Origin of the sequence: Actinomadura miaoliensis (assembly GCF_039536785.1) — a bacterium.
Classification (GTDB): Bacteria; Actinomycetota; Actinomycetes; order Streptosporangiales; family Streptosporangiaceae; genus Spirillospora; species Spirillospora miaoliensis.
The window spans coordinates 34,713-56,817 of the sequence record NZ_BAAAZG010000012.1 but is presented as its reverse complement, the minus strand read 5'-3'; the positions used below and the strand labels follow the sequence as shown (position 1 = coordinate 56,817).

18 protein-coding genes are annotated in these 22,105 nt (G+C 74.0%); 4 read left to right on the top strand and 14 right to left on the bottom strand.

Features of this window, described 5'->3' with window-relative positions; all coding sequences use genetic code 11:
* Positions 1–37: 37 nt before the first annotated feature.
* The 4 genes from whiA to uvrC form a co-directional block, all read right to left on the bottom strand.
* Complete coding sequence (gene whiA, locus ABD811_RS10930) at positions 38–1,018, bottom strand: DNA-binding protein WhiA (protein ID WP_344944792.1); 981 nt, start codon at positions 1,016–1,018, stop codon at positions 38–40.
* 60 nt (positions 1,019–1,078) lie between these two features.
* Positions 1,079–2,248: a gluconeogenesis factor YvcK family protein gene (locus ABD811_RS10925; protein WP_344944789.1), complete on the bottom strand. Its 1,170-nt coding sequence runs from the start codon at positions 2,246–2,248 to the stop codon at positions 1,079–1,081.
* Between the two features lie 22 nt (positions 2,249–2,270).
* Positions 2,271–3,149, bottom strand: a complete 879-nt coding sequence (rapZ, locus tag ABD811_RS10920; protein ID WP_344944786.1) for an RNase adapter RapZ — start codon at positions 3,147–3,149, stop codon at positions 2,271–2,273.
* A gap of 85 nt (positions 3,150–3,234) precedes the next feature.
* Positions 3,235–5,364 (bottom strand): excinuclease ABC subunit UvrC, encoded by a 2,130-nt coding sequence (uvrC, locus tag ABD811_RS10915; RefSeq protein ID WP_344944783.1) that lies wholly within the window; start codon positions 5,362–5,364, stop codon positions 3,235–3,237.
* Between the two features lie 220 nt (positions 5,365–5,584).
* Between uvrC and ABD811_RS10910 the strand changes: the two genes are divergently transcribed.
* Positions 5,585–6,631: a mechanosensitive ion channel family protein gene (locus tag ABD811_RS10910; protein WP_344944780.1), complete on the top strand. Its 1,047-nt coding sequence runs from the start codon at positions 5,585–5,587 to the stop codon at positions 6,629–6,631.
* A 91-nt stretch (positions 6,632–6,722) separates the two neighbouring features.
* Here ABD811_RS10910 and ABD811_RS10905 read toward each other — a convergent pair whose 3' ends face one another.
* The 5 genes from ABD811_RS10905 to ABD811_RS10885 all read right to left on the bottom strand — a co-directional run bounded on the left by ABD811_RS10905 (position 6,723) and on the right by ABD811_RS10885 (position 12,514).
* On the bottom strand, positions 6,723–7,208 hold the full coding sequence (locus ABD811_RS10905) for a Rieske (2Fe-2S) protein (protein WP_344944777.1): 486 nt from the start codon (positions 7,206–7,208) through the stop codon (positions 6,723–6,725).
* A gap of 170 nt (positions 7,209–7,378) precedes the next feature.
* Entirely contained in the window at positions 7,379–10,216 is a 2,838-nt protein-coding gene (gene uvrA / locus ABD811_RS10900; RefSeq protein ID WP_344944774.1) for an excinuclease ABC subunit UvrA, read from the bottom strand.
* 266 nt (positions 10,217–10,482) lie between these two features.
* Positions 10,483–11,085: a GNAT family N-acetyltransferase gene (locus ABD811_RS10895; RefSeq protein WP_344944771.1), complete on the bottom strand. Its 603-nt coding sequence runs from the start codon at positions 11,083–11,085 to the stop codon at positions 10,483–10,485.
* A gap of 42 nt (positions 11,086–11,127) precedes the next feature.
* Positions 11,128–11,715 carry a TetR/AcrR family transcriptional regulator gene (locus ABD811_RS10890; protein ID WP_344944768.1) on the bottom strand — a complete coding sequence of 196 codons (588 nt, stop codon included), beginning with the start codon at positions 11,713–11,715 and terminating at the stop codon, positions 11,128–11,130.
* Positions 11,699–12,514: an MBL fold metallo-hydrolase gene (locus ABD811_RS10885; protein ID WP_344944765.1), complete on the bottom strand. Its 816-nt coding sequence runs from the start codon at positions 12,512–12,514 to the stop codon at positions 11,699–11,701. The genes ABD811_RS10890 and ABD811_RS10885 overlap by 17 nt, the downstream gene beginning before the upstream one ends.
* Before the next feature lie 160 nt (positions 12,515–12,674).
* Here ABD811_RS10885 and ABD811_RS10880 point away from each other — a divergent pair, with 160 nt between their 5' ends.
* Positions 12,675–13,430 carry a maleylpyruvate isomerase family mycothiol-dependent enzyme gene (locus ABD811_RS10880; protein WP_344944762.1) on the top strand — a complete coding sequence of 252 codons (756 nt, stop codon included), beginning with the start codon at positions 12,675–12,677 and terminating at the stop codon, positions 13,428–13,430.
* A gap of 71 nt (positions 13,431–13,501) precedes the next feature.
* Here the strand turns inward: ABD811_RS10880 and ABD811_RS10875 are convergent, their stop codons facing one another.
* The 3 genes from ABD811_RS10875 to ABD811_RS10865 form a co-directional block, all read right to left on the bottom strand.
* Positions 13,502–14,206, bottom strand: a complete 705-nt coding sequence (locus ABD811_RS10875; protein WP_344944760.1) for a Crp/Fnr family transcriptional regulator — start codon at positions 14,204–14,206, stop codon at positions 13,502–13,504.
* Positions 14,207–14,325: 119 nt separating this feature from the next.
* Complete coding sequence (locus ABD811_RS10870; RefSeq protein WP_344944758.1) at positions 14,326–18,213, bottom strand: tetratricopeptide repeat protein; 3,888 nt, start codon at positions 18,211–18,213, stop codon at positions 14,326–14,328.
* A gap of 3 nt (positions 18,214–18,216) precedes the next feature.
* Positions 18,217–18,750, bottom strand: a complete 534-nt coding sequence (locus ABD811_RS10865; protein WP_344944756.1) for a hypothetical protein — start codon at positions 18,748–18,750, stop codon at positions 18,217–18,219.
* A 207-nt stretch (positions 18,751–18,957) separates the two neighbouring features.
* Here ABD811_RS10865 and ABD811_RS10860 point away from each other — a divergent pair, with 207 nt between their 5' ends.
* Positions 18,958–19,623 (top strand): MBL fold metallo-hydrolase, encoded by a 666-nt coding sequence (locus ABD811_RS10860; RefSeq protein WP_344944753.1) that lies wholly within the window; start codon positions 18,958–18,960, stop codon positions 19,621–19,623.
* A 3-nt stretch (positions 19,624–19,626) separates the two neighbouring features.
* On the opposite strand, the gene ABD811_RS10855 is transcribed toward ABD811_RS10860, so the two are convergent.
* Together ABD811_RS10855 and ABD811_RS10850 are read right to left on the bottom strand one after the other, a co-directional pair.
* Positions 19,627–20,352: an SDR family oxidoreductase gene (locus tag ABD811_RS10855; RefSeq protein WP_344944750.1), complete on the bottom strand. Its 726-nt coding sequence runs from the start codon at positions 20,350–20,352 to the stop codon at positions 19,627–19,629.
* Positions 20,349–21,152: a helix-turn-helix domain-containing protein gene (locus ABD811_RS10850; RefSeq protein WP_344944747.1), complete on the bottom strand. Its 804-nt coding sequence runs from the start codon at positions 21,150–21,152 to the stop codon at positions 20,349–20,351. Before ABD811_RS10850 ends, ABD811_RS10855 begins: the two co-directional genes overlap by 4 nt.
* 170 nt (positions 21,153–21,322) lie before the next feature.
* On the opposite strand from ABD811_RS10850, the gene ABD811_RS10845 reads away from it, so the two are divergent.
* The gene (locus ABD811_RS10845; protein ID WP_344944744.1) at positions 21,323–22,081 is read left to right on the top strand and encodes a nucleotidyltransferase domain-containing protein; all 759 of its coding nucleotides are present in this window, start codon (positions 21,323–21,325) and stop codon (positions 22,079–22,081) included.
* The last annotated feature ends 24 nt before the right edge of the window (positions 22,082–22,105 follow it).

The following is a 22,105-nucleotide window of genomic DNA, read 5'->3' as shown; positions in this document are numbered from 1 at the left end:
CGTCCGTCCGGCGACACCGCCCGGTGGCCGGGTGCGGTCAGGGAGCGAGCATCTCGGCGGTGAGGTTGGCCTCGGTGCCGGGGATGCCCAGGTCCTGGGCGCGCTTGTCGGCCATCGCCAGCAGGCGGCGGATCCGCCCGGCGATGGCGTCCTTGGTCAGCGGCGGGTCGGCGAGCTGGCCGAGCTCCTCCAGCGACGCCTGCTTGTGCTCCAGCCGCAGCTTGCCCGCGTTCACCAGGTGCTCGGGCGCGTCGTCGCCGAGGATCTCCAGCGCCCGCGCCACCCGGGCACCGGCGGCGACCGCGGCGCGCGCCGAGCGGCGCAGGTTGGCGTCGTCGAAGTTGGCCAGCCGGTTGGCGGTGGCCCGCACCTCGCGGCGCATCCGCCGCTCCTCCCAGGCCAGCACGCTGTCGTGCGCGCCGAGCCGGGTCAGCAGGGCGCTGATCGCGTCGCCGTCGCGCACCACCACCCGGTCGACGCCGCGCACCTCGCGGGCCTTGGCGTGGATCTTCAGCCGGCGGGCGGCGCCGACCAGGGCGAGCGCGGCCTCCGGTCCGGGGCAGGTCACCTCCAGGGACATCGACCGACCGGGCTCGGTCAGCGAGCCGTGCGCCAGGAACGCCCCCCGCCAGGCCGACTCGGCGTCGCAGGCCGCGCCCGCGACCACGTGCCGGGGCAGCCCCCGCACCGGACGCCCGTTGTTGTCGATCAGCCCGGTCTGGCGGGCCAGCGACTCGCCGTCGCGGAACACCCGGACCACGTACCGGTTGCCCTTGCGCAGCCCGCTCGGCGCGAGCACCACCACGTCGGAGGTGTGCCCGAAGACCTCGGCGATGTCCTTGCGCAGCCGCCGCGCCGCCGCGCCGGTGTCGATCTCGGCCTCGATCACGATCCGCCCGCTGACCAGGTGCAGGCCGCCGGCGAAGCGCAGCAGCGTCGACACCTCCGCCTTGCGGCAGCACGGCTTCATGATCGACAGCCTGCTCAGCTCGTCCTTCACCACACCGGTCATCGCCATAGATGAACCCTCCCCCTTGTGGACTCCCAGCAGTGTGGCCGATGTCGGCCCGGCCGGGCCTCACTCACGGAAAATCTTCACGAAGGCTTGGGCCAGCCGGGCGGGATCATGACGCGGGGACCCGTCGTCGGCGGCGACGTCGGCCAGCAGCAGCCGTCCGCCCAGGTCCTGGACGGCCTTGTCCAGGGCGGCGGGGTCGTCCACCACCCCGCGGTCGGCGACGACCACGTCCACGCGCAGGTCGGGTGCGTGGTCCTGCAGCACCTCCAGGTGGGTCTGCGGCGAGAAGTCGTCGGTCTCGCCGGGCTGCGGCGCCAGGTTGAGGGCGACGACCCGGCGGGCCTTGGTCTCGGTCAGGGCGCGCGCCAGCTCGGGCACCTTGAGGTGCGGCAGCACGCTGGTGAACCACGAGCCGGGGCCGAACACGACCCAGTCGGCCTCCTCCACGGCGCGCACCGCGTCCGGGCAGGCGGGCGGGTCGGCCGGCACCAGCGAGACGCTGAGCACCTTGCCGGGGGTCTTGGCGCACGCCACCTGCCCCTTGACCTCGGTGACGGCGTCGGGCGCGGCGGGGTCGGCGCCGCGCACCTGCGCGACGATGTCCAGCGGGACCGACGCCATCGGCAGCACCCGGCCGTGGGCGCCCAGCAGCCGCCCCACCCAGTCGAGCCCGGCGACGGTCGGGTCCGTGACGGGCGCTCCGGCGCCCGCGCCGGCGCCGGGCGCCGGGGCCGGTTCGAACGTCCGCGCCACGGCGGCGCTCCCGGCGGCGGACACGGCGGCCCGCGTCAGCGCCTCGTCCGTCAGCGCCTCGTCCGTCAGGGCCCCGTCCGTCAGGGCGCCGTCCGGCAGTGCGTCGGCGGGCGGGGCGCTGTCCGCCGGGGCGCCGTTCGTCAGGGCCTGGGCGCCGAGCAGCTCCCACAGGGCGACGATCAGCAGGTTGCCGACGGCGTGCTCGTGCAGCGCGCCCTCGCTGCGGAAGCGGTGCTGGACGACGTCGCGCCACGTCCGGCCCCACTCGTCGTCGCCGCACAGCGCCGCCAGCGCCATGCGCAGGTCGCCGGGCGGCAGCACGCCCAGCTCGCGGCGCAGCCGTCCGCTCGAACCGCCGTCGTCGGCGACGGTGACGACCGCGCACAGCCGCTCGGTGACGCGCCGCAGCGCCGACAGCGAGGCGTACAACCCGTGGCCGCCGCCGAGCGCGACGACCCGGGGCCCTGGGGGATTCACCGTCGCGCTCCCGGCCCGCCCGTCACTCACGGCCCAGGTCGCGGTGGGCGACCTGCACGTCGATGCCGTCGTCGCGCAGCCGCGCGGCCAGCTGCTCGGCCATGGCCACGCTGCGGTGCTTGCCTCCCGTACATCCCACGGCCAGCGTCACGTAGTGCTTGCCCTCCCGCTCGTAGCCCTCGGCCAGCAACCGCAGCACCTCGGTGTAGGCGTCCAGGAACTCCTTGGCGCCGCGCCGGCTCAGCACGTAGTCGCGCACCGCCGAGTCGCGGCCGGTCTTGGGCCGCAGCTCGGGCACCCAGTGCGGGTTGGGCAGGAAGCGGCAGTCGACGACCAGGTCGGCGTCCACGGGCAGGCCGTACTTGTAGCCGAACGACACCACGGTCGCGCGCAGGCTGGACTCGCCGGTGTCGGGGCCGAAGAAGCTCACGATCTTGGCGCGCAGCTCGTGCACGTTGAGCCCGCTGGTGTCGATCACCAGGTCGGCCTCGGCGCGCACCTCGCGGACCAGCTCGCGCTCGCGGGCGATGCCGTCGACCAGGCGGCCGTCGTCCTGCAGCGGGTGCGGGCGCCGCACGCTCTCGAACCGGCGGACCAGGTCGGCGTCGCCGGCCTCCAGGAACACCACGCGGGGGTGCACGCCGCGCGCCTCCAGCTCGGCGATGGCCGAGTGCAGGTCCTCGGTGAAGGCGCGGCTGCGCACGTCGACCACCACGGCGATGCGGGGCACCGCGTCCTTCACCCGGCCGCCCAGGTCGGCCATGGTGGCCAGCAGCGCCGGCGGCAGGTTGTCGACCACGAACCAGTCCAGGTCCTCCAGCGACTTGGCGGCCGTGCTGCGGCCCGCCCCGGACATGCCGGTGATGATCACGATGTCCGGGATCTGTTTGTCGGTGCTCATGTCGGCCTCCCCCTGTGCTCGCCGCGCGTGCCCGTGTCCGTACCCGCGCCGATCGCCGCCGTGCGCCCCCGCGCACCCGCGTCAGTCACCGGCGCTCCCCCTCTCCCGACGGCGTGCGCGCGCCGCCGCTCCCGCCGTCCGCGCCACGCGACTCGCCCGCCGCCGCGGACGCCTCGGACGCCGGCACGGACGCCTCGGACGTCGGCGTCGGGGCGCCGGACGCGCCGGGCGGCTCGGCGGGCCGGGGGCGGGGGGCGGAGGCGGTGCCGTGCAGGGCGGCGACGATGGTCTCGGCGCTGCGCAGGCCGATGCCGGGGACCTCGGCGACCTGCTCGGGCGTCGCCTCCTTCAGCCGCTTCACCGAACCGAAGTGCTTGAGCAGCGCCGCGCGGCGGGCCGGGCCGAGGCCGGGCACGTCGTCCAGCTCGCTGACCGTCATCGCCTTGGACCGCCGCTGCCGGTGGTAGTTGATCGCGAACCGGTGCGCCTCGTCGCGGACCCGCTGGACCAGGAACATGCCCTCGCTGTTGCGCGGCAGGATCACCGGGTCGGGTTCGCCGGGCAGCCAGATCTCCTCCAGCCGCTTGGCGATGCCGCACACCGCCACGTCGTCGACGCCCAGCTCGTCCAGGGCCCGCTGCGCCGCCGCCACCTGGGGCGGGCCGCCGTCCACCACCACCAGGTTGGGCGGGTAGGCGAACTTGCGGGGCCTGCCGGTCTCGGGGTCGATCGGCTGGTGCGCGTCCTCCGCCACACCCTCCGCGCCCTCCGGCGGGTCCTGCGGACGGGTGTCGCCGAGGGTGTCGAGCTCGCCGGTCTTCTCGCTCTCGGCCAGGTACCGCCGGAACCGGCGGGTGATCACCTCGTGGATGGAGCGGACGTCGTCCTGGCCCTCGACGGCCCTGATGCTGAACCGGCGGTACTCGCTCTTGCGGGCCAGCCCGTCCTCGAACACCACCATGGAGGCGACCACGTTGGTGCCCTGCAGGTTGGACACGTCGTAGCACTCGATGCGCAGCGGCGCCTCGGCCAGCTCCAGGGCCTCCTGGATCTCGCGCAGCGCCCGGCTGCGGGTGGTCAGGTCGCTGGCCCGGCGGGTCTTGTGCTGCTTGAGCGCCTCCAGGGCGTTGCGTTCGACGGTGTCGAGCAGGGCCTTCTTGTCGCCGCGCCGGGGGACGCGCAGCCGCACCGGCCCGCCGCGCTGCTCGGCCAGCAGCTCGGTCATGGCGTCGGCGTCCGGCGGCAGCGCGGGCACGCAGACCTCGCGCGGCACCGCCTCGCTCTCGCTGTAGATCTGGATGAGGAAGTGCTCGACCAGGTCGGCGGTGGTGACGGCCTCGACCTTGTCGACCACCCAGCCGCGCTGGCCGCGGATGCGGCCGCCGCGCACGTAGAACACCTGGACGGCGGCCTCCAGCTCGTCCTCGGCGAAGGCGATCATGTCGCAGTCGGTGCGGTCGCCGAGGACCACGGCCTGCTTCTCCAGCGCCCGTTCCAGGGCGCGGATGTCGTCGCGCAGCCGGGCGGCCCGCTCGTACTCCTGCTCGGCGGCGGCCGCGCGCATCTCGGCCTCGAGGCGCTTGGTGAACCGCGCGGTGTCGCCCGCCATGAAGTCGCAGAAGTCCTCGGCCAGCCGCCGGTGCTCGTCGGGGGTGACGCGGCCGACGCACGGCGCCGAGCACTTGCCGATGTAGCCGAGCAGGCAGGGCCGGTCGAGCTGGCGCTGCCGCTTGAACACGCCGGGACGGCACGTGCGCACCGGGAACACCCGCAGCAGCTGGTCGACCGTCTCGCGGATCGCCCAGGCGTGGGAGTACGGCCCGAAGTAGCGCACCCCCTTGCGCTTGGCGCCGCGCATCACCATCACCCTCGGGTAGTCCTCGTCCAGGGTGACGGCCAGGTAGGGATAGGACTTGTCGTCGCGGTAGCGGACGTTGAAGCGCGGGTCGAACTCCTTGATCCAGGAGTACTCCAGCTGCAGCGCCTCGACCTCGGTGCCCACCACCGTCCAGTCGACGCGCGCCGCGGTCCGCAGCATCGTCTGGGTGCGCGGGTGCAGGCCGGCGAAGTCGGCGAAGTAGGAGTTCAGCCGGGAGCGCAGGTTCTTGGCCTTGCCCACGTACACGACCCGGCCGTGCTCGTCGCGGAACCGGTACACCCCCGGGGACTCGGGGATGGAGCCCGGTGCGGGTCGATAGGTCGCCGGATCTGCCACGGCAGAAAGCCTAGTAGGCCCGGCCGGCACCCGGGGCGCCCGCCGCTGCCCCGCCCCGCCCGGGACAGCACCCGGGACGCCGGCCGGGACGTCGGCCGCCCGGCCGCGCCGCCCGTGTGACGCGGATCTCGCATAGGTGCCGGACGTGCGGATAAGGCTGACGGATGGGATGTGCCCCGCGCCGCCCGACGATGCCGCAGTGAAGGGAGTTGCTCGACAGGTGTCCGCGTTCTGGCCCTGGATCACGTTGGCGGTCTCGATCGCGCTGTCGGTGACGGTGGTGGAGGGGGTGCGCAGGCTGCTGGCCGGACGGCTGTCGGCGCGCTGGCCCGGTGTCGGCGCGGCGGCGCGCCGCTGCACCGCCCCGGCGTTCGTGTTCGCGGTGGTGGCCAGCGTGAACGCCGCGATGCCGTACGAGCCGCTGCCCGAGGCCGTGTCCGACTCGGTACGGCACGGCCTGCGCATCGCCGCGATCGGCGCCACCACCTGGCTGGTGCTGCGGATCTCCTTCGCCCTCACCGACCCGCCGCTGGAGCGGCTGACCCGCATCGAGGGCGAGCGCAACCGGCGGGCGCGCAAGACCCGCACGCAGATGCTGCTGCTGCGCCGGGTGATCGCCGCCGTGGTCGTGGTGATCGCGGTGGGCGCGGCGCTGTTCACCTTCCCGGCCGTCCGCACGCTGGGCGCCGGGATGCTGGCGTCGGCGGGGGTCGCGGGCCTGGTGGTGGGCATCGCTGCCCGGCCCACGCTCGGCAACCTGTTCGCCGGGCTGCAGCTGGCGTTCAGCGACGCGCTGCGGCTGGACGACGTGGTCGTCGTGCAGGGGCAGTGGGGCCGGGTCGAGGAGCTGACCCTGTCGTACGTGGTGGTGCACCTGTGGGACGACCGGCGGCTCATCCTGCCGGTGTCGCAGTTCACCGAGCAGCCGTTCGAGAACTGGACCCGGCACACCAGCCGGGTGATCGGCACGGTGCTGCTGCACGTGGACTGGTCCGTCCCGGTCGAGGAGCTGCGCACCGAGCTGTACCGGGCGCTGCGCGAGCATCCGCTGTGGGACCAGCGCGAGTGGGTGCTGCAGGTCACCGACGTGCTGCCGAACGGCCTGGTGCAGCTGCGCGCGCTGATGAGCGCCGCCGACTCGGCCAGCGCGTGGGACCTGCGCTGCGACATGCGCGAGCACCTGGTCTCCTACATCCGCGAGAAGTATCCCGAGGCGCTGCCGCGCTTCCGCGCCGAACTGCCGTCCGCCTCCGAGCCGGCGCTGTGACGACGACCTCCGCCGCCGGATCGCACGGCGCCCCGTGGCGGGGCGGTGCCGCGGCCCGCACCGCCACGGGGCGTCCGCCCCGCTCCGGCTCCTAGGCCAGGGTGATCTGGTCGCCCTGGACGTTGACCTGCTTGGCGGTCAGTCCCTTGTCCGCCGGGCCGCTGACGACCGAGCCGTCGTTGATGTTGAACTTGCTGCCGTGGCAGGGGCAGTTGATGGTGCCGCCGGACACCGCGTCGACCGGGCAGCCGCGGTGCGGGCAGGCGACGTCGAACGCCTTGAACTGCCCCTGCTGCGGCTGGGTCACCACGACCTTCCGGTCCTTGAAGACCTTGCCGCCGCCGACCGGGATCTCACTCGCCTGGGCCAGTGCGGCACCGCCGCCCGCCCCCGAGCCCTTGTCGCCGGAGTCCTGTCCCCCCGACGCGTCGCCGCCCGAGTCGTCGGACCCGCCGCACGCCGCGAGCACCCCGGCGGCCCCCGCCAGGCCGACGCCGAACAGGACCCCGCGCCGGGTGTTGCCCTCTTCAGCTGGCCGCTCGGCGGATTCGGTCCGCGGTGCGGGCTCCTGTGCCATGCCGTGTCCTCCGTATGTCGAGACCGTCCGTTGTCACTTCTCACCAGGAGCACGTGCGGGCTCCCCCGATGGTTCAAACCAGAACCATTTTCGGGCACGGCCGACGGAAGGGCGGAATCGGGGCCAGACGGCCGGGGCGCCGCGGGGCCGGACCCCGCGCGGCGTCCCGGTCAGTCGAGGAGCTTGGCCAGGAACATGCCGGTGTGGCTGGCCTCGACCTTCGCCACGTCCTCGGGCGTGCCCGCGGCGACGACGGTACCGCCGCGCGAGCCGCCCTCGGGACCCATGTCGATGATCCAGTCGGCCGTCTTGATGACGTCCAGGTTGTGCTCGATGACGATCACCGTGTTGCCCTTGTCGACCAGGCCGTTCAGCACGCCGAGCAGCCGCCGGATGTCCTCGAAGTGCAGCCCGGTGGTGGGCTCGTCCAGCACGTAGATGGTGCGGCCGGTGGAGCGGCGCTGCAGCTCGGCGGCGAGCTTGACGCGCTGCGCCTCGCCGCCCGACAGGGTGGGGGCGGGCTGGCCGAGCCGCACGTAGCCCAGGCCCACGTCGTTGAGGGTCTTCAGGTGCCGGTGGATCGCCTTGATCGGCTCGAAGAACTCGGTGGCCTCCTCGATCGGCATGTCGAGGACCTCGGCGATCGTCTTGCCCTTGTAGTGGACCTCCAGGGTCTCCCGGTTGTAGCGGGCGCCGTGGCACACCTCGCAGGGCACGTAGACGTCCGGCAGGAAGTTCATCTCGATCTTGATGGTGCCGTCGCCGGAGCAGTTCTCGCAGCGGCCGCCCTTGACGTTGAAGGAGAACCGGCCCGGCTGGTAGCCGCGCACCTTGGCCTCGGTGGTCTGCGCGAACAGCTTGCGGATGTGGTCGAACACGCCGGTGTAGGTGGCCGGGTTGGAGCGGGGCGTGCGGCCGATCGGCGACTGGTCGACGTGCACCACCTTGTCGAGCTGGTCGACGCCGGTGACCCGGCGGTGCCGGCCGGGCACGGTCTTGGCGCCGTGCAGCTGCCTGGCCAGCGAGTTGTAGAGGATGTCGTTGACCAGCGTGGACTTGCCGGACCCGGACACGCCGGTGACGGCGGTGAACACCCCGAGCGGGAACGCCACGTCCACGTTCCGCAGGTTGTTCTGCTGGGCGCCCTTGACGACGATCTCGCGGCCCTTCTGCCGGGGGCGGCGCACCCGCGGGACGGGGATCTCGCGGCGGCCCGACAGGTAGGCGCCGGTCAGGGACTCCTCGCAGTTCAGCAGCTCGTCGACCGTGCCGGACACCACGATGCGGCCGCCGTGCTCGCCGGCGCGCGGGCCGATGTCGACCACCCAGTCGGCGTCCCGGATGGTGTCCTCGTCGTGCTCCACGACGATCAGCGTGTTGCCCATGTCGCGCAGCCGCAGCAGGGTCTCCAGCAGCCGGTGGTTGTCGCGCTGGTGCAGGCCGATGGACGGCTCGTCCAGCACGTACAGCACGCCCACCAGGCCGGACCCGATCTGGGTGGCCAGCCGGATGCGCTGCGCCTCGCCGCCGGCCAGGGTGGCCGAGGCGCGGTCCAGGCTGAGGTAGTCCAGGCCGACGTCCAGCAGGAAGCCCAGCCGCGCGTTGATCTCCTTGAGGACGCGCTCGGCGATGTGCTTCTCGCGCTCGCTCAGCTCCAGCGACAGCAGGAACTTGGCGCACTCGCCGATCGGCATGGCCGCGACCTCGGCGATCGACTTGCCGCCCATGGTGACCGCCAGCACGTACGGCTTGAGCCGCGCTCCCCCGCACGACGGGCACGGGATCTCCCGCATGTACCCCTCGAAGCGCTCGCGGGTGGCGTCGCTCTCGGCCTCGGAGTGCCGCCGCTGGATGTAGGGGATGACGCCCTCGTAGGCGGTGTAGTACGAGCGGGTGCGGCCGTAGCGGTTCTTGTAGCGGACGTGCACCTGCGTCGAGTGGCCGTTCAGGACCGCCCTGCGCGCCTTGGCGGGGAGCTTCTCCCACGGGGTGTTGAGGTCGAAGCCCATGGCGTCGCCCAGGGCCGACAGCAGCCGCAGGAAGTAGTCGCTGACATGCCCGTTCGACCACGGCTGGATGGCGCCCTCGCCCAGGGTGAGGGCCGGGTCGGGCACGACCAGCTCCGGGTCGACCTCCATGCGGGTGCCCAGGCCGGTGCAGTCCGGGCAGGCGCCGTAGGGGGAGTTGAACGAGAACGAGCGGGGCTCCAGCTCGTCGAACGACAGGTCGTCGTAGGGGCAGTACAGGTGCTCGGAGTACATCCGGGTGCGGCCCTCGTCGTCCTCGGGCAGGTCGACGAAGTCCAGCACGATCGTGCCGCCGGCCAGGCCGAGCGCGGTCTCCACCGAGTCGGCCAGCCGCTGGCGCGCCGACTGCTTGACCGTCAGCCGGTCGACGATCACGGAGATGTCGTGCTTCTCCTGCTTCTTGAGCTTGGGCGGGTCGTCCAGGCGGACCATCTGCCCGTCCACCATCGCCCGGGAGTAGCCCTTGGACTGCAGCTCGCGGAACAGCTCGACGTACTCGCCCTTGCGGCCGCGGATGACGGGGGCGAGCACCTGGAAGCGGGACCCCTCCGGCAGCTCCAGCACCCGGTCGACGATCTGCTGGGGGGCCTGGCGGCTGATGGGGCGGCCGCAGACCGGGCAGTGCGGGTGGCCGATGCGCGCGTACAGCAGCCGCAGGTAGTCGTAGACCTCGGTGATCGTGCCGACCGTGGACCGCGGGTTCTTGCTGGTGGACTTCTGGTCGATGGACACCGCCGGGGACAGGCCCTCGATGAAGTCGACGTCGGGCTTGTCCATCTGGCCCAGGAACTGGCGCGCGTAGGCCGACAGCGACTCCACGTACCGGCGCTGCCCCTCGGCGAAGATCGTGTCGAACGCCAGACTCGACTTGCCGGACCCGGACAGCCCGGTGAACACGATCATGGCGTCCCGCGGCAGGTCCAGCGAGACGTCCTTCAGGTTGTGCTCGCGCGCTCCACGCACGATGAGTCGGTCATGCACGGCGTTCTTCCGGTTCCTTGTCTGGGCGCGATGGGGAGACGCGATGGCCTCAGGGCAACCAGGGGATACGCGGTCCCCCGGGAACATAACGCGACGTCGAGCCGCCGCATTTCGTGCCGGTCCCGGCCCGTTCCGATTGTGGTCCGCGCCCGTCCCCCAGGGGCCGGGCGACACCATCGAACCGTACACGTGTTCGAAGATCTCTCGCCACCGGAACCCACGGCGTGCCCGGCGTCACCCCACACGCGCGGAGGCGTCACCGCCGGTCAGCGGACCCGGTGGGCGTGGGCGCGGCGCCACGCCTCGCTGCCTTTGTAGGCGTCCCGGGACATGACCCAGACCATCTCGCGGCCGGGCTCCCCGAAGAGGGCGGGGTCGCGGTCCTGGACGCGGTCGAGACGGTAACCGAGCACGCGCGGGACGCCCGCGCTGGCGATGTTGGCCGGGTCGCAGTGGATCTCGGTGCGCTCGATGCCCGGCAGGGCGAACGCCACGTCCGTGACCAGCGCGGTGGCCGTGCTCGCCAGGCCGCGCCGGGTGTGCGCCGAGTGCACCCAGTAGCCGATCTCCAGGGCGCCGGGGCCGAGGCGGGCGTGCATGGCGACGCTGCCCAGCACGGCCGTCTCCCCGGGGTCGAACATTCCGTAGCCGTAGTCGACTCCGTCGGCCCACGTGCGCACGGCGGTCTGGAGATAGGCCCGCTGCTTCTCCAGGGACGGCGCCTCCCTCGCCCAGGGCATCCACTCGCGCAGCCGCTCGTGTGACTCGGAGACGGCGTCCTGCAGCAGCTCGGCGTCGTCCTGCGACCAGCGCCGCAGTAACAGGCCGGGGACTTCCAGGCGTGGGGGCGGCCAGGCGGATCCGTGCATGAGGCCATCGTGACCGACGCCCGTCGCGGCGGCCAGCGCTTTTCAGGCGCGGGGGCGCAGGCCGTCGAAGACGATGCCCAGCGTGCGGCGCCGAAGGTCGTCGTCCCACGCCCCGTGCAGGGCGCCCTGGCAGGTGGCGGTGAGGATCGCCATGACCTCGTCGAGCGCGACGTCCGGGCGCACGGCCCCGGCGCGCTGCGCGGCCTCCAGCAGCTCGCCGACCACCTGTTCCAGGTCGCGGATCTGGTCGCCCGGCTCGGCGCCCATCCCCTCGGCGGCCAGCAGGCCGAGCACGGTGCGCACCCGCGCCGCCCGTTCCACCATGAACGCGAAGTAGTCGAAGAAGGCGGCGGCCGGGCCGGCGTCCGCCGACAGCGCGGCGGCCTCGTCGACCAGCCGGGTCCGCAGCTCCTTCATGATCGCGGCCAGCAGGTCGCGCTTGGTCGGGAAGTGCCGGAACACCGTGCCGATCGCCACCCCGGCGCGGGCCGCGACCTCCTCGGTGGAGGCGCTCTCGCCCTTCTCGGCGAACACCTCCTCGGCGGCGGCCAGGATGCGCGCCCGGTTGCGCCGCGCGTCGGCGCGCAGCCTCCGTCCCGCCTCGGCGGCGTCGTCAGGCCGGTGGGTCATCGTCCAGGGCGAAGTCCAGGTAGCGGTCGTAGGAGCGCTGCACGGCCGCCTTGCCGTCGGTGTAGACGATGCGCTTCCACCAGGCGCCGTACACGCGGCCGAAGTGGTAGGGCTCCAGCAGCCGCAGCGCCCTGCGGATCGTCCGGGGCCGCTCGGGGATGAAGTTGGGGTAGGACCACATGAAGCTGACCCAGCGGCGGTCCTGGACGACCTGCAGGATGTCGCCGGAGAACAGGGCGCCCTCCCCGTCCTCGCCGTCGCGCCAGTGCATCACCTGGCCCCCGGCGAAGTGCACGCCCGCGTTGATGAGGGTCAGCCCGTCGGCGATCTCCAGGGTGTCGCCCGACCAGTAGCGCACCGCGTCGTCGGGGCGCGCGACCCACTGCCGGTCGGCCTCGTGGATGTGGACGGGGGCGTCGAAGGCGTGCGCCCACTCGATCATCGTGCCGTAGTAGTGCGGATGGCTGATCGCGATCGCCGAGATCCCGCCCAGCTCGCGCACCTGGCGGACGAGGTCGTCGTCGATGTGGGTGATCATGTCCCACAGCACGTTGCCGGACGGCGTCCGCACCAGCAGGGCGCGCTGCCCGATGGCGGTGGGCGGCTCGGCGCCCACCCCGATCACGCCCTCCCCCTCCTCGGCGATCCGGCCGCGGTGCCCGGCGGCGCGCAGCTCCTCCAGGGTCGTCCACCGCTGCCCGTCCCACCCGACGTACTGCCGTTCGTCCAGGCAGATCGGGCAGTCCTCGCGCGGCTCCCCGTACTGCACGCCGCACGTCACACAGATCGGATGCCTCATGATCGCCATTGTTCCCGAATGCCCCGAGCCCATCCGGCCGGGCCCCGCCGCGGCGTCATCGGGCGGCCGCCGGCAAGTGATCTGGGAGGGTTTGTCGGGGAGGGGGTGCGTCGGCGAGGATGGGGCGTTCGTCGCGTGGCGGGGGCGGGAAGGAAACGCCGTGGAGGACTGGCCGAGGATTCTTGACGAGATCGTCGCGGGCACCGAGCGCGTCACGGACACGCTGTCGCGGCTCACCGACGACGACATGCGCGCCCCGTCCGCGCTTCCGGGCTGGACGCGGGGCCACGTGGGCACCCACATCGCCCGTAACGCCGACTCGCTGTGGAACCTGCTGGAGTGGGCGCGCACCGGCGTGGAGATCCCCCAGTACCCCAGCATGGAGGCGCGCAACGCCGACCTGGCGGCGGGCGCGGGACGCGGCGCCGGTGAGATCGCCGACGACGTGCGGGACGCGTCCGCGCGGTTCGCCGCCCAGGCGCGCCGGCTGCCGGACGAGGCGTGGCGGCACACCGTGCGCGGCATGGCGGGGTGGCAGTTCCCCGCCTGGTACGTGATGTACATGCGCTGGCGGGAGGTCGAGGCGCACCATGTCGACCTCGCGGCCGGCTACGGCCCCGCCGACTGGCCCGAGCCGTACGTGCGGTGGGCGCTGACCAGCACGCTGAACGACCTGGCCGCCTCGCCCGCCGACGGCTGGGGCGAGCTGGCCGGGTTCCGCCTGACCGCCACCGACGCCGACATGGCCGCCGACACCGCCGACCTCGGCCGCTCCGGCGAGGCGGAGATCTCCGGGCCGGGGCGCGTGCTGCTGGCCTGGCTGTGCGGCCGCGCCGACGGCGAGGGGCTGGCCGTCCACCCCGACGGGCCGCTGCCCACCCCGCCGCCCTGGCCGCACGCTCCCAGCGGTTTCTGAGCGGGCCCGGAGGCGACCGCCGGGGCCGGGCCGGCCGCCCGCCGGGCCGGGTCAGCCGTCGCCGGGCCGGGTCAGCCGTCGCCGGGGCCGAGGTCGGGGTCGCCGGACAGGCGGCGCAGGGCGTCCAGCGAGCGCACGGTGATCACGTTGCGGGCCACGCCGAGGCCGCCGCGCACCCGTTCGCCCGCCAGGATCTGGGCGACCTTGCGGCGGCCCATGCCCGCCCAGCGGCCGAGGTCCTGCTGGTGGACGGGCACGCTGATCTCGTAGCCGCCGCCCGGCTCGGGACGGCCGAAGCGCGCCGTGAGCCGCAGCAGGCGGCTGGCCAGGCGGCGTTCGGCGTCGTCGGGGAAGTGCGCGACGCGCAGCTCGTTGGCGTCGCGCAACCGCTCGGCCAGCACCGCGGCCACCGCCCACGCGGCGCCCGGGTGGGCGTCCAGCACGGCCCGGAACCGCGCCGCGGGCACCACCAGCGCCTCCACCGAGGTGAGCGCCTCCACGTTGGCGTGCCGGACGCCGCCGTCCACCGCCTCCAGCTCGCCGACCACGTCGCCGGGGCCGAGCACGTCCAGGATGGCGATCTCGCCGGCGTGGTCCACCCACACCTTCACCGCGCCCTGGAGCAGCACGTACACCTGGGCGCCGCGGGTGTGCTCGCGCGTCAGGAAGGTGCCCGGTTTGATCATGGCCGTGGTGGCGGCCTCGCGCAGCGCCTTGCGCGCACGTTCGGGGACCGCGTCCCAGAACGTGGTGATGCGCGGGGTGGTGGTCGTCAACCCGCCTCCTCTCCGCTCCCGGCAGGCGGAAGCCGCACAGGTCCCCCCGATCCCAGTGAAACGTGGCGGTGCGCCGGTGAACCGCGTAGAACGACACAAGTGCCGAAACCACCCGAAGATCATTCTGCCCGAGCGGGGTCCTCGTCGTCATCGGCCCGGTCCGACCGCAGCCACTGGTCGATGGCCTGGACGCGGCGCGCGCAGTCCGCGGCGGCGGCGTGGTCGCCGAGGGCCAGGTGCGACGCGCGCCGCCGGTCCAGCGCGGCGCGCTGGCCGCGCAGGTCGCCCATGTCGCGGCGGATGGCGATCTCGGCGTCGAAGTGCTCGACGGCGCGGGCGTGCCGGTCGAGGCGCTGGCAGGCGCGTCCCATGGTGTGCAGGGAGTAGGCCTGCTCGCGGGTGTCGCCGAGCTCGGCGGCGGTGTCGAGCGCGCGCCGTCCCGTCTCCAGCGCCTCCTCGGCCTTGTCCAGGTTCAGGTAGATGGACGCCAGGTGCACCAGCGCGGTGCCCTCGCTGTGCCGGTCGCCGACCTCGCCGAGGACGCGCAGCGCCTCCATCTCCATGTCGAGGGCCTTCTCGGGACGGCCGCTGCGCAGCAGCACCATGGCGTAGGTGTCCAGGCCGACGCCCATGCCGTAGGAGTCGTCGATCTCGCGGCGGATCGCCAGCGCCTGCCGGGCGGCGTGCTCGGCCTCCTCGTGCATGCCCAGTTGCAGGTAGGTGCGGGCGAGGCTGCCGAGCGTGGTGGCCAGCCCGCCCCGGGCGCCCAGGCGGTGCCACAGGTCCAGCGCCTCCAGGCCGAGGACGAACGCCTCCTGGTGGCGTTCCAGGCGGCGCAGCACCAGCGACAGGTGCTCCAGGTCGTGCGCCTCGCCGTGCTGGTCGCCGATCTCCCGGCGGATCTCCAGGGCGCGCAAGAGCTGTTCGCGCGCCTCGGGGTAGCGGCCCAGGCGCCAGCACACGATGCCGATCTGGGCGAGGGTCTCGGCCTCACCGTGCCGGTCGCCGACCTCGCGGTGCAGCCGCAGCGCCTCCCCGCAGTAGCTGAACGCCTCGGCGAACCGGGCCGCGTCGCACATCAGCATGCCGAGGGTGGCGAGCGCGCGGGCCTCGCCGTGCCGGGCGCCCAGGGCGCGGTAGGTGCTCAGCGCCTCCTGGGCGTCCTGCAACGCCAGGTCGCGCAGGCCCAACGCGTTGTACATGCGGGCCAGTTCGGTGAGCGCCTGCGCGGCGCCGAACCGGTCGGCCTGTTCCTGGCGGATGTACAGGGCCTCCAGGGCGCGTGACACGGCGGCGTGCACGGCGCCCTTGCGCCGGTGCACCTGCGCGAGGGTGAGCAGGGCCTCGGCCACCCCGGGCATGTCGCCGATCTGGCGGCGGATGCGCAGCGCCCCGCCCGCGTGCTCCAGGGCGGCGTCGTAGGCGGCCAGGCCCAGGTGGGCGCGGGCCAGGATCTCCTGCGCGTCGGCGATGCCGCCGCCGTCCCCCAGCTCCCGGTGGATGCCCAGGGAGCGCCGCGCGTGGACGATGGCCGTCGGGTAGCGGCCCAGGGTGGTGTGCACGTCGGCCAGGGTCGCCAGCGCCGCGGCCTCGCCGAACCGGTTCGGCGGGTCCAGCGACCGGAAGCCGCGCCGGGCGTCCTCGCCGTACCCGATGGCCTGGACGGACCGTCCGACCACGGCGTGCGCGACGGCCAGGTTGTGCAGCATGACGGCGGCGGCCGTCCAGTCCTCCTCGGTTCGCGCGGCGTGCAGGCCCGCCTGCTGCACGGCGATGTTGTCGTCGGTGTAGCGGCGGAAGTGCTGGAAGTCGAACAGCGCGTCGGCCAGCTCCCAGCAGGTCCGGTGCAGGCCCAGCCGGGCGGCCTGGTTCACGGCCGCCACCAGGTTGCGTCGTTCCGCCTCGAACCACGACAGGCTCAGGGCCCGTTCGGACGCCGAGTTCTCCCCGGGCGTGTCCGCGGTCTGGTCGTCGGCGGCGTGCAGCGCGGGACGGCGGCGCCGTCCCAGCGCGTCCCCGGCCCGCCGCGCGTCGGCCAGGTAGCGGGCCAGCATGCGGCGCTGCGCGGCCAGGCGGTCGTTGTCGGCGTCCTCGATGAGGGCGCGTTCGCGGGCGAAGTCGCGCAGCAGGTCGTGCATGCGGTACCGGCCGGGTGCGACGTCGTGCACCAGGTACGCCTGCCGCAGCCCTTCCAGGCATTCGCGTGCCTCGTCCTCCGGACGGGCGAGCAGCGCGGCCAGGACGCGGGGCGTGAAGTCGGGACCGGCCGGCAGGCCGAGCCTGCGGAACGCGGCGCGCTGGTCACGGCGCAGCCCCCGGTAGGCGACCTCGAAGGTGGGGCTGAGCACGCCGTGCAGGGCGTGCGGGCCGCCGGTGCCGTGCGGGCCGGCCTCGCGCAGCCCGCCGCCGTAGCCTCCGCCGCCGTAGCTCCCGGAGGCCGCGCCGTCGGGGTCGGCGAGCTGGCGCAGCGTCTCGTCGATCGGCTCGCCGGGGTTGTCGGCCAGCCGTCCCGCCATGATGCCGAGGGCCAGCGGCAGGAACCCGCACTCGCGGGCGAGCCGCACGGCGGCGCCGCGTTCGTCCCGCACCCGGCGGTCACCGGGGCCGAGCACCGCGGCGAACAGGTCGACCGCCTCGTCCGGCGCCATCTCCCGCAGCTCCAGCGTGCGGATGTCGGCGCCCTCCAGCAGCACGGGCAGCCGCCGGCGCGTCGTCACCACCGCCAGGCCCGCGCCCATGGCGGCCAGCAGCGGACGGACCTGCTCGGCGTCGGCGGCGTTGTCCAGCACCAGCAGGGCGCGCCGCCCGGCCAGCAGCGAACGGCACTGCGCGGCCAGTTCGGCCTCGCCGCGCGACAGCTGGTCGCCGGGCACGCCGAGACCGCGCAGCACCTGCCCCATCGCCTCGGCCGCGGTGACCGGCGCGCGGCTCGTGCCGCGCAGGTCGGTGAAGACGACGCCGTCGGGAAAACGGTCGGCGACCCGGTGCGCCCAGTGCAGCGCCAGCGTCGTCTTGCCGACGCCCGCCATGCCCTCGATGACGACGGCGCGCGGCGTCTCGGCCTGCGACACCAGCATGTCGAGCTTGCCGAGGCTGACGACGCGCCCGGTGAAGTACGGGTTGTCGGCCGGCAGGCGCGGTGCCGCTCCCCCGGACGGCTCCAGCGGCACCGGCGTGGGTGCGGCGATGACGGCGCCGGACGCCCCCGCCGCCGCAGCGGGCGCGGCAGCGGTCGCCAGGGGGACGGCGTCCCCCACGGACACGGCCCCGGCGGCGACGTCGGGCAGCAGGGCCGACCAGTCGTCGCCCCACGGCCCGGCCGCCCGGCGCAGCGCCTCGGCGTCCAGGATGATGAGGGGACGGCTGCGGCGGTCCAGGATTCCCTTGGCGCGCCACCGCCGGAACCAGCGCACCAGGGTCTCGCGGGAGATGCCCGCCCAGTTCGCCAGCTCCGCCTGGCTGAGCCTCGTCGGCACCTCGATGCCGCGGGCGGTGCGTTCACCGAAACGGTGCGCCAGTTCCAGCAGGTGGTAGGCCAGGCGTTGCGGATGCTCGGCCCCGCGCACCGCGTGCCGCCTGCCCCCGAACGTGACGCTCTGCGCGACCGCGTGCATCATCGCCTCGGTCACGCGCGGGTTGGCGGCCAGCAGCCCGGCGAACTTCCCCCGGTCGACGCGGAGCGCGGTGACGTGGTCCAGCGCCGCCACCGACCCGCGCTGTGGATGCCCCCACGGCGCCAGCGCGCCCACCAGGTCGCCCGACCCGAACAGATCGATGATGGACTCGTCGCCCTCGCTGGAGTCCACGAACTCCTTGGCGACGACGTTGCCGGACGTGCGCGCGCTGGCCTTGAACACCACGTACACGCCCGCGGCCGTCACCCCCTGGTGGCACAGCATGCCGCCGGGAGGGATGTCGGTGCGGCGTCCCATCGCCCGCAGCGCCTGCCGGTCGGTGGCCGACAGCAGCTCCCAGAAGCTTCCGGGCCGTACGTCATGGTCGATCAACGCTCACCCGCCCACGCCGGTCGCGACCACGGCCAGGGTCCAGCAGACGCACAGCACGGCGGTCGCCACCCCCCACACCACCGCCTGCCAGGCCAGCTCGCAGCAGCGGTGCGCCGCCGCCAGCAGCCGCCGCAGCTCCTCGTCGAGCACCCGCCCGTCCAGCGCCGTGCCGAGCGCGAACGGCGTCCACGGCACGCCCGGGTCGAGCGGCGCGCCCGTGCGGCCCCGGATCTCGCCGAGCGCGGCCACCACCGTCAGGCGCGACCGGACGGCCAGCCCCGCCGAGATCGTGAACGTCACCGCGACCGGCGCCAGCAGCACCAGCGGGAGGACGCCCAGCCGGCCGCCCCCGTGGGCCAGCTGGGTCAGCACTCCGACCAGCACCAGGACCAGCACGGCCGCGGCGACCGCCGCGTCCTGCCCGCACGTCCGCAGCAGGCCCTCGGCCGCCCCGAGGAGATGGTCCGCCCGGACCGCCTCGTTCGCCGGGCCGCCCGGCCGCGGCGCCGTGCCGCGCTCGAAGGGGGACCTCGTCACCACCGCGTCACCGTCCTCCCGGGTCGCTGTCTCCGACCACCTAGGACGATGGTGGTACGGAACAGACGAAAACTCCGTCCGGTACGGCACTGTCCGGTTGAGTCTGGCGACTCAAACCGCCCGCGCGCACGACCGGACCGGCGATGCGGGAAGATGGTCGTCCGGCCGGGCCCCGCCCCCCGGCCGCGGACCGACGGGAGGACGGCGATGAGCTACACCGGAAACGTCGAGGTCGGCGGCAGGCCGGACGTGCGGGAGCTGCCCGGTCTGACGATCACCAAGGTGGCGGTCGGCCCGTACGACAACAACGCCTACCTGCTGCGCTGTACCGCCACCGGCGACCAGCTGCTGATCGACGCGGCCAACGAGGCGCCCCGGCTGCTGGAGCTGATCGGCGACGGGCCGCTCGGCCGGATCGTCACCACGCACCGGCACCAGGACCACTGGATGGCGCTCAGTGAGGTGGTCAAGGCGACCGGCGCTCCCGTGGCGGCCCATCCGCTGGACGCCGAGGCGCTGCCCGAACCGGTCGCCGAGCCGGTCGAGCACGGCGACACCCTCCGCGTGGGCGAGGCGACGCTGGAGGTCGTCCACCTGCGCGGCCACACGCCCGGCTCGATCGCGCTGCTGTACGACGCGGGCGGCGAGCTGGCCGACCGCCCGCACCTGTTCACCGGCGACAGCCTGTTCCCCGGCGGGGTGGGCAACACCTGGGGCGACCCGGTGCGCTTCCGGCGGCTGCTGTCGGACGTGGAGGAGCGCGTCTTCGACCGGCTGCCCGACGCGACCTGGTTCTACCCCGGTCACGGCAAGGACTCCACGCTCGGCCGTGAACGCCCGTCCCTGCCCGAATGGCGCGAACGCGGCTGGTAGGGGTCACACCAGCAGCCCGCCGGTGGCGCGGATGTTCTGACCGGTGATCCACCGCGCGTCCGGCCCGGCCAGGAACGCCACGACGTCGGCGATGTCGGACGGCTGCCCGAGGCGCCGCAGGGCCGTGAACGCCACGGTGCCCTCCAGCGCCTCCGCCGGGTTGGAGGAGCGCAGCAGGTCGGTGTCGGTCGCGCCCGGCGAGACGGTGTTGACGGTGACGCCGCGCTCCCCGAACTCCCGCGCGGCGACGGCGGTGAACTGCTCCAGCGCCGCCTTGCTCGCCCCGTACAGGGCGTGGCCGGGCGCGGGCACGACGGTGTTGAGCGTGGAGACGTTGATGACGCGGCCCCCGTCGCGCAGCAGCGCCGCGGCCCGGCGCATCGCCAGCAGCGGCACCTTGGCGTTGACCGTCATCACCCGGTCGAAGTCCTCGGCGGTGACGTCGGCGATCGGCACGCGCGGGTTGACGGCGGCGTTGTTGACCAGAATGTCCAGGCCGTCGCCCACCGGTGCGAACAGCGCGTCCAGGCTGCCCGGATCCGCGTGGTCGGCGCGGACCGCGACGACGTCGTCCGCGCCGCACTCGCGGACGACCTCGTCGGCCGCCCGCCGGTCCTCGCGGTAGCTGAACACGACCCGGGCGCCGTCACGCGCCAGCCGCCGCACGATGGCGCGCCCGATCCCCCGCGAGCCGCCGGTCACGACGGCGGTCTTTCCGTTGAGCGTCATGGCGCGGGACGGTAGTCGCGCCGCCGTGCGATGTCTTGAACGAATGCGAACAGCGCGGCGGGCGTCATGCCGCTCATCGCCCGCACCTCGCGGGTCAGGTGCGGCTGGTCGGCGTACCCGCAGGCGACCGCCGCGCCGAGGGTGGCGGCCGGCGCGCTGAGCGCCCACACGGCCCGCTGGAACCGGGCGACCCTGGCGACCGTCTTCGGCGTCAGCCCGACGTGCCTCCGGAACCCGACCTCCAGGCGCCGGCGGCTGACCCCCAGCTCGGCCGCCAGCCCCCCGACCAGCAGCCGCTCGCTCTGCAGCCGCCGCCAGGCGTGCGTCACCAGGTCGTCCGTCCTGCGCGGCGGCCGCAGCCACGCCGTGAAGGACTCGTCCAGCACGGCGAACCGCGCCCGCCAGTGCGGCGCCTCCCCCAGCCGCTCGGCCAGCAGCTCCGCGCGGTCGCCGAGCAGGTCCGCCAGGTCGACGGTGGCGCCTCCCAGTTCCCCCATGGGAACGCCCAGCAGCGCGGCCACGCCCACGGGCGTCAGCCCCACCGTGACGCCGTGCCGCCACGGGGCGGGGTCGTCCAGGACCGGCATCCCGCGCGGGCCGGTGACGAGCCGCACCGGCCGGGCTACGTCGACGATCAGCGTGGTGAAGTTCAACGGCAGGATCGTGCGCCGCACGGGCCCGTCCCCTGTGGTACGGAACCCCGAATAGCCGACGACGTAGGGCCGCAGCCGCGGATGCGGCCGCCCCGTGACGGCCTCGCACCGCCCCGGCCCGGCGTCCGCCATGGAATGGATCTGCACGGCTCGATTCTGTCCCGGGCGTGAAGGCGACACCGTGACCGGCCGGGCATGCTAACGTCCGGCCTCATGGAGTGACGTATCGGCCATCTGGTTCTGCACGCGTCGTCTGAGCACGGCTCCGGCGCGTGATGGTTCGTGTTGTCACTTCTTCCGGATCGGATTCTTCATTCATGCGTGAAACGAACGATGACCAGGCGTTCCTGGACGGGCTGGCCGACCTGCTCGCCGCGTTGCCGGCGGTGCGGGCCGTCACTCTGGGAGGGTCGCGGGCCCAGGGCACGCACCGTCCCGACAGCGACTGGGACCTGGCCGTGTACTACCGGGGCGGCTTCGCCCCCGACGACCTGCGCGCCCTCGGGCTGCCCGGGGAGGTCTCCGAGGTCGGCGAATGGGGCGGCGGCGTGTTCAACGGCGGCGCGTGGCTGACCGTCGATGGGCGCCGTGTCGACGTCCACTACCGCGACCTCGACGTCGTGGAGCACCAGCTCGCCGAGGCGCGGGAAGGGCGCTTCCACATCGAGCCGTTGATGTTCCATCTCGCCGGGATCCCGAGTTACCTGGTCGTCGGCGAACTGGCCCTCAACCGGGTGCTGCGCGGGGAGCTGCCGCGGCCGGAGTACCCGGCGGCGCTGCGTGCGGCGGCGCCGAGGCGGTGGCGCGCCAACGCGCAGCTGACGCTGGCGTACGCCAAGGCCGGCCACGCGCCGCACGGCAGGTTGACCGAGGTCTCGGGAGCCCTCGCCACCGCCGCGATGCAGTCCGCCCACGCCGTCCTCGCGGCGCGCGGCGAGTGGGTGACGAACGAGAAGACCCTGCTCGGCCGCGCCGGTCTGCGCGACGTCGACCGGATCGTCGCCGGCCTCGCCCCCGACCCCGCGTCCCTGACGAGGGCGATCGAGGAGGCGGAGACGCTATTCGCCGCCCGCTAGCAGGGTGACGTCGGCGTGGGAGCC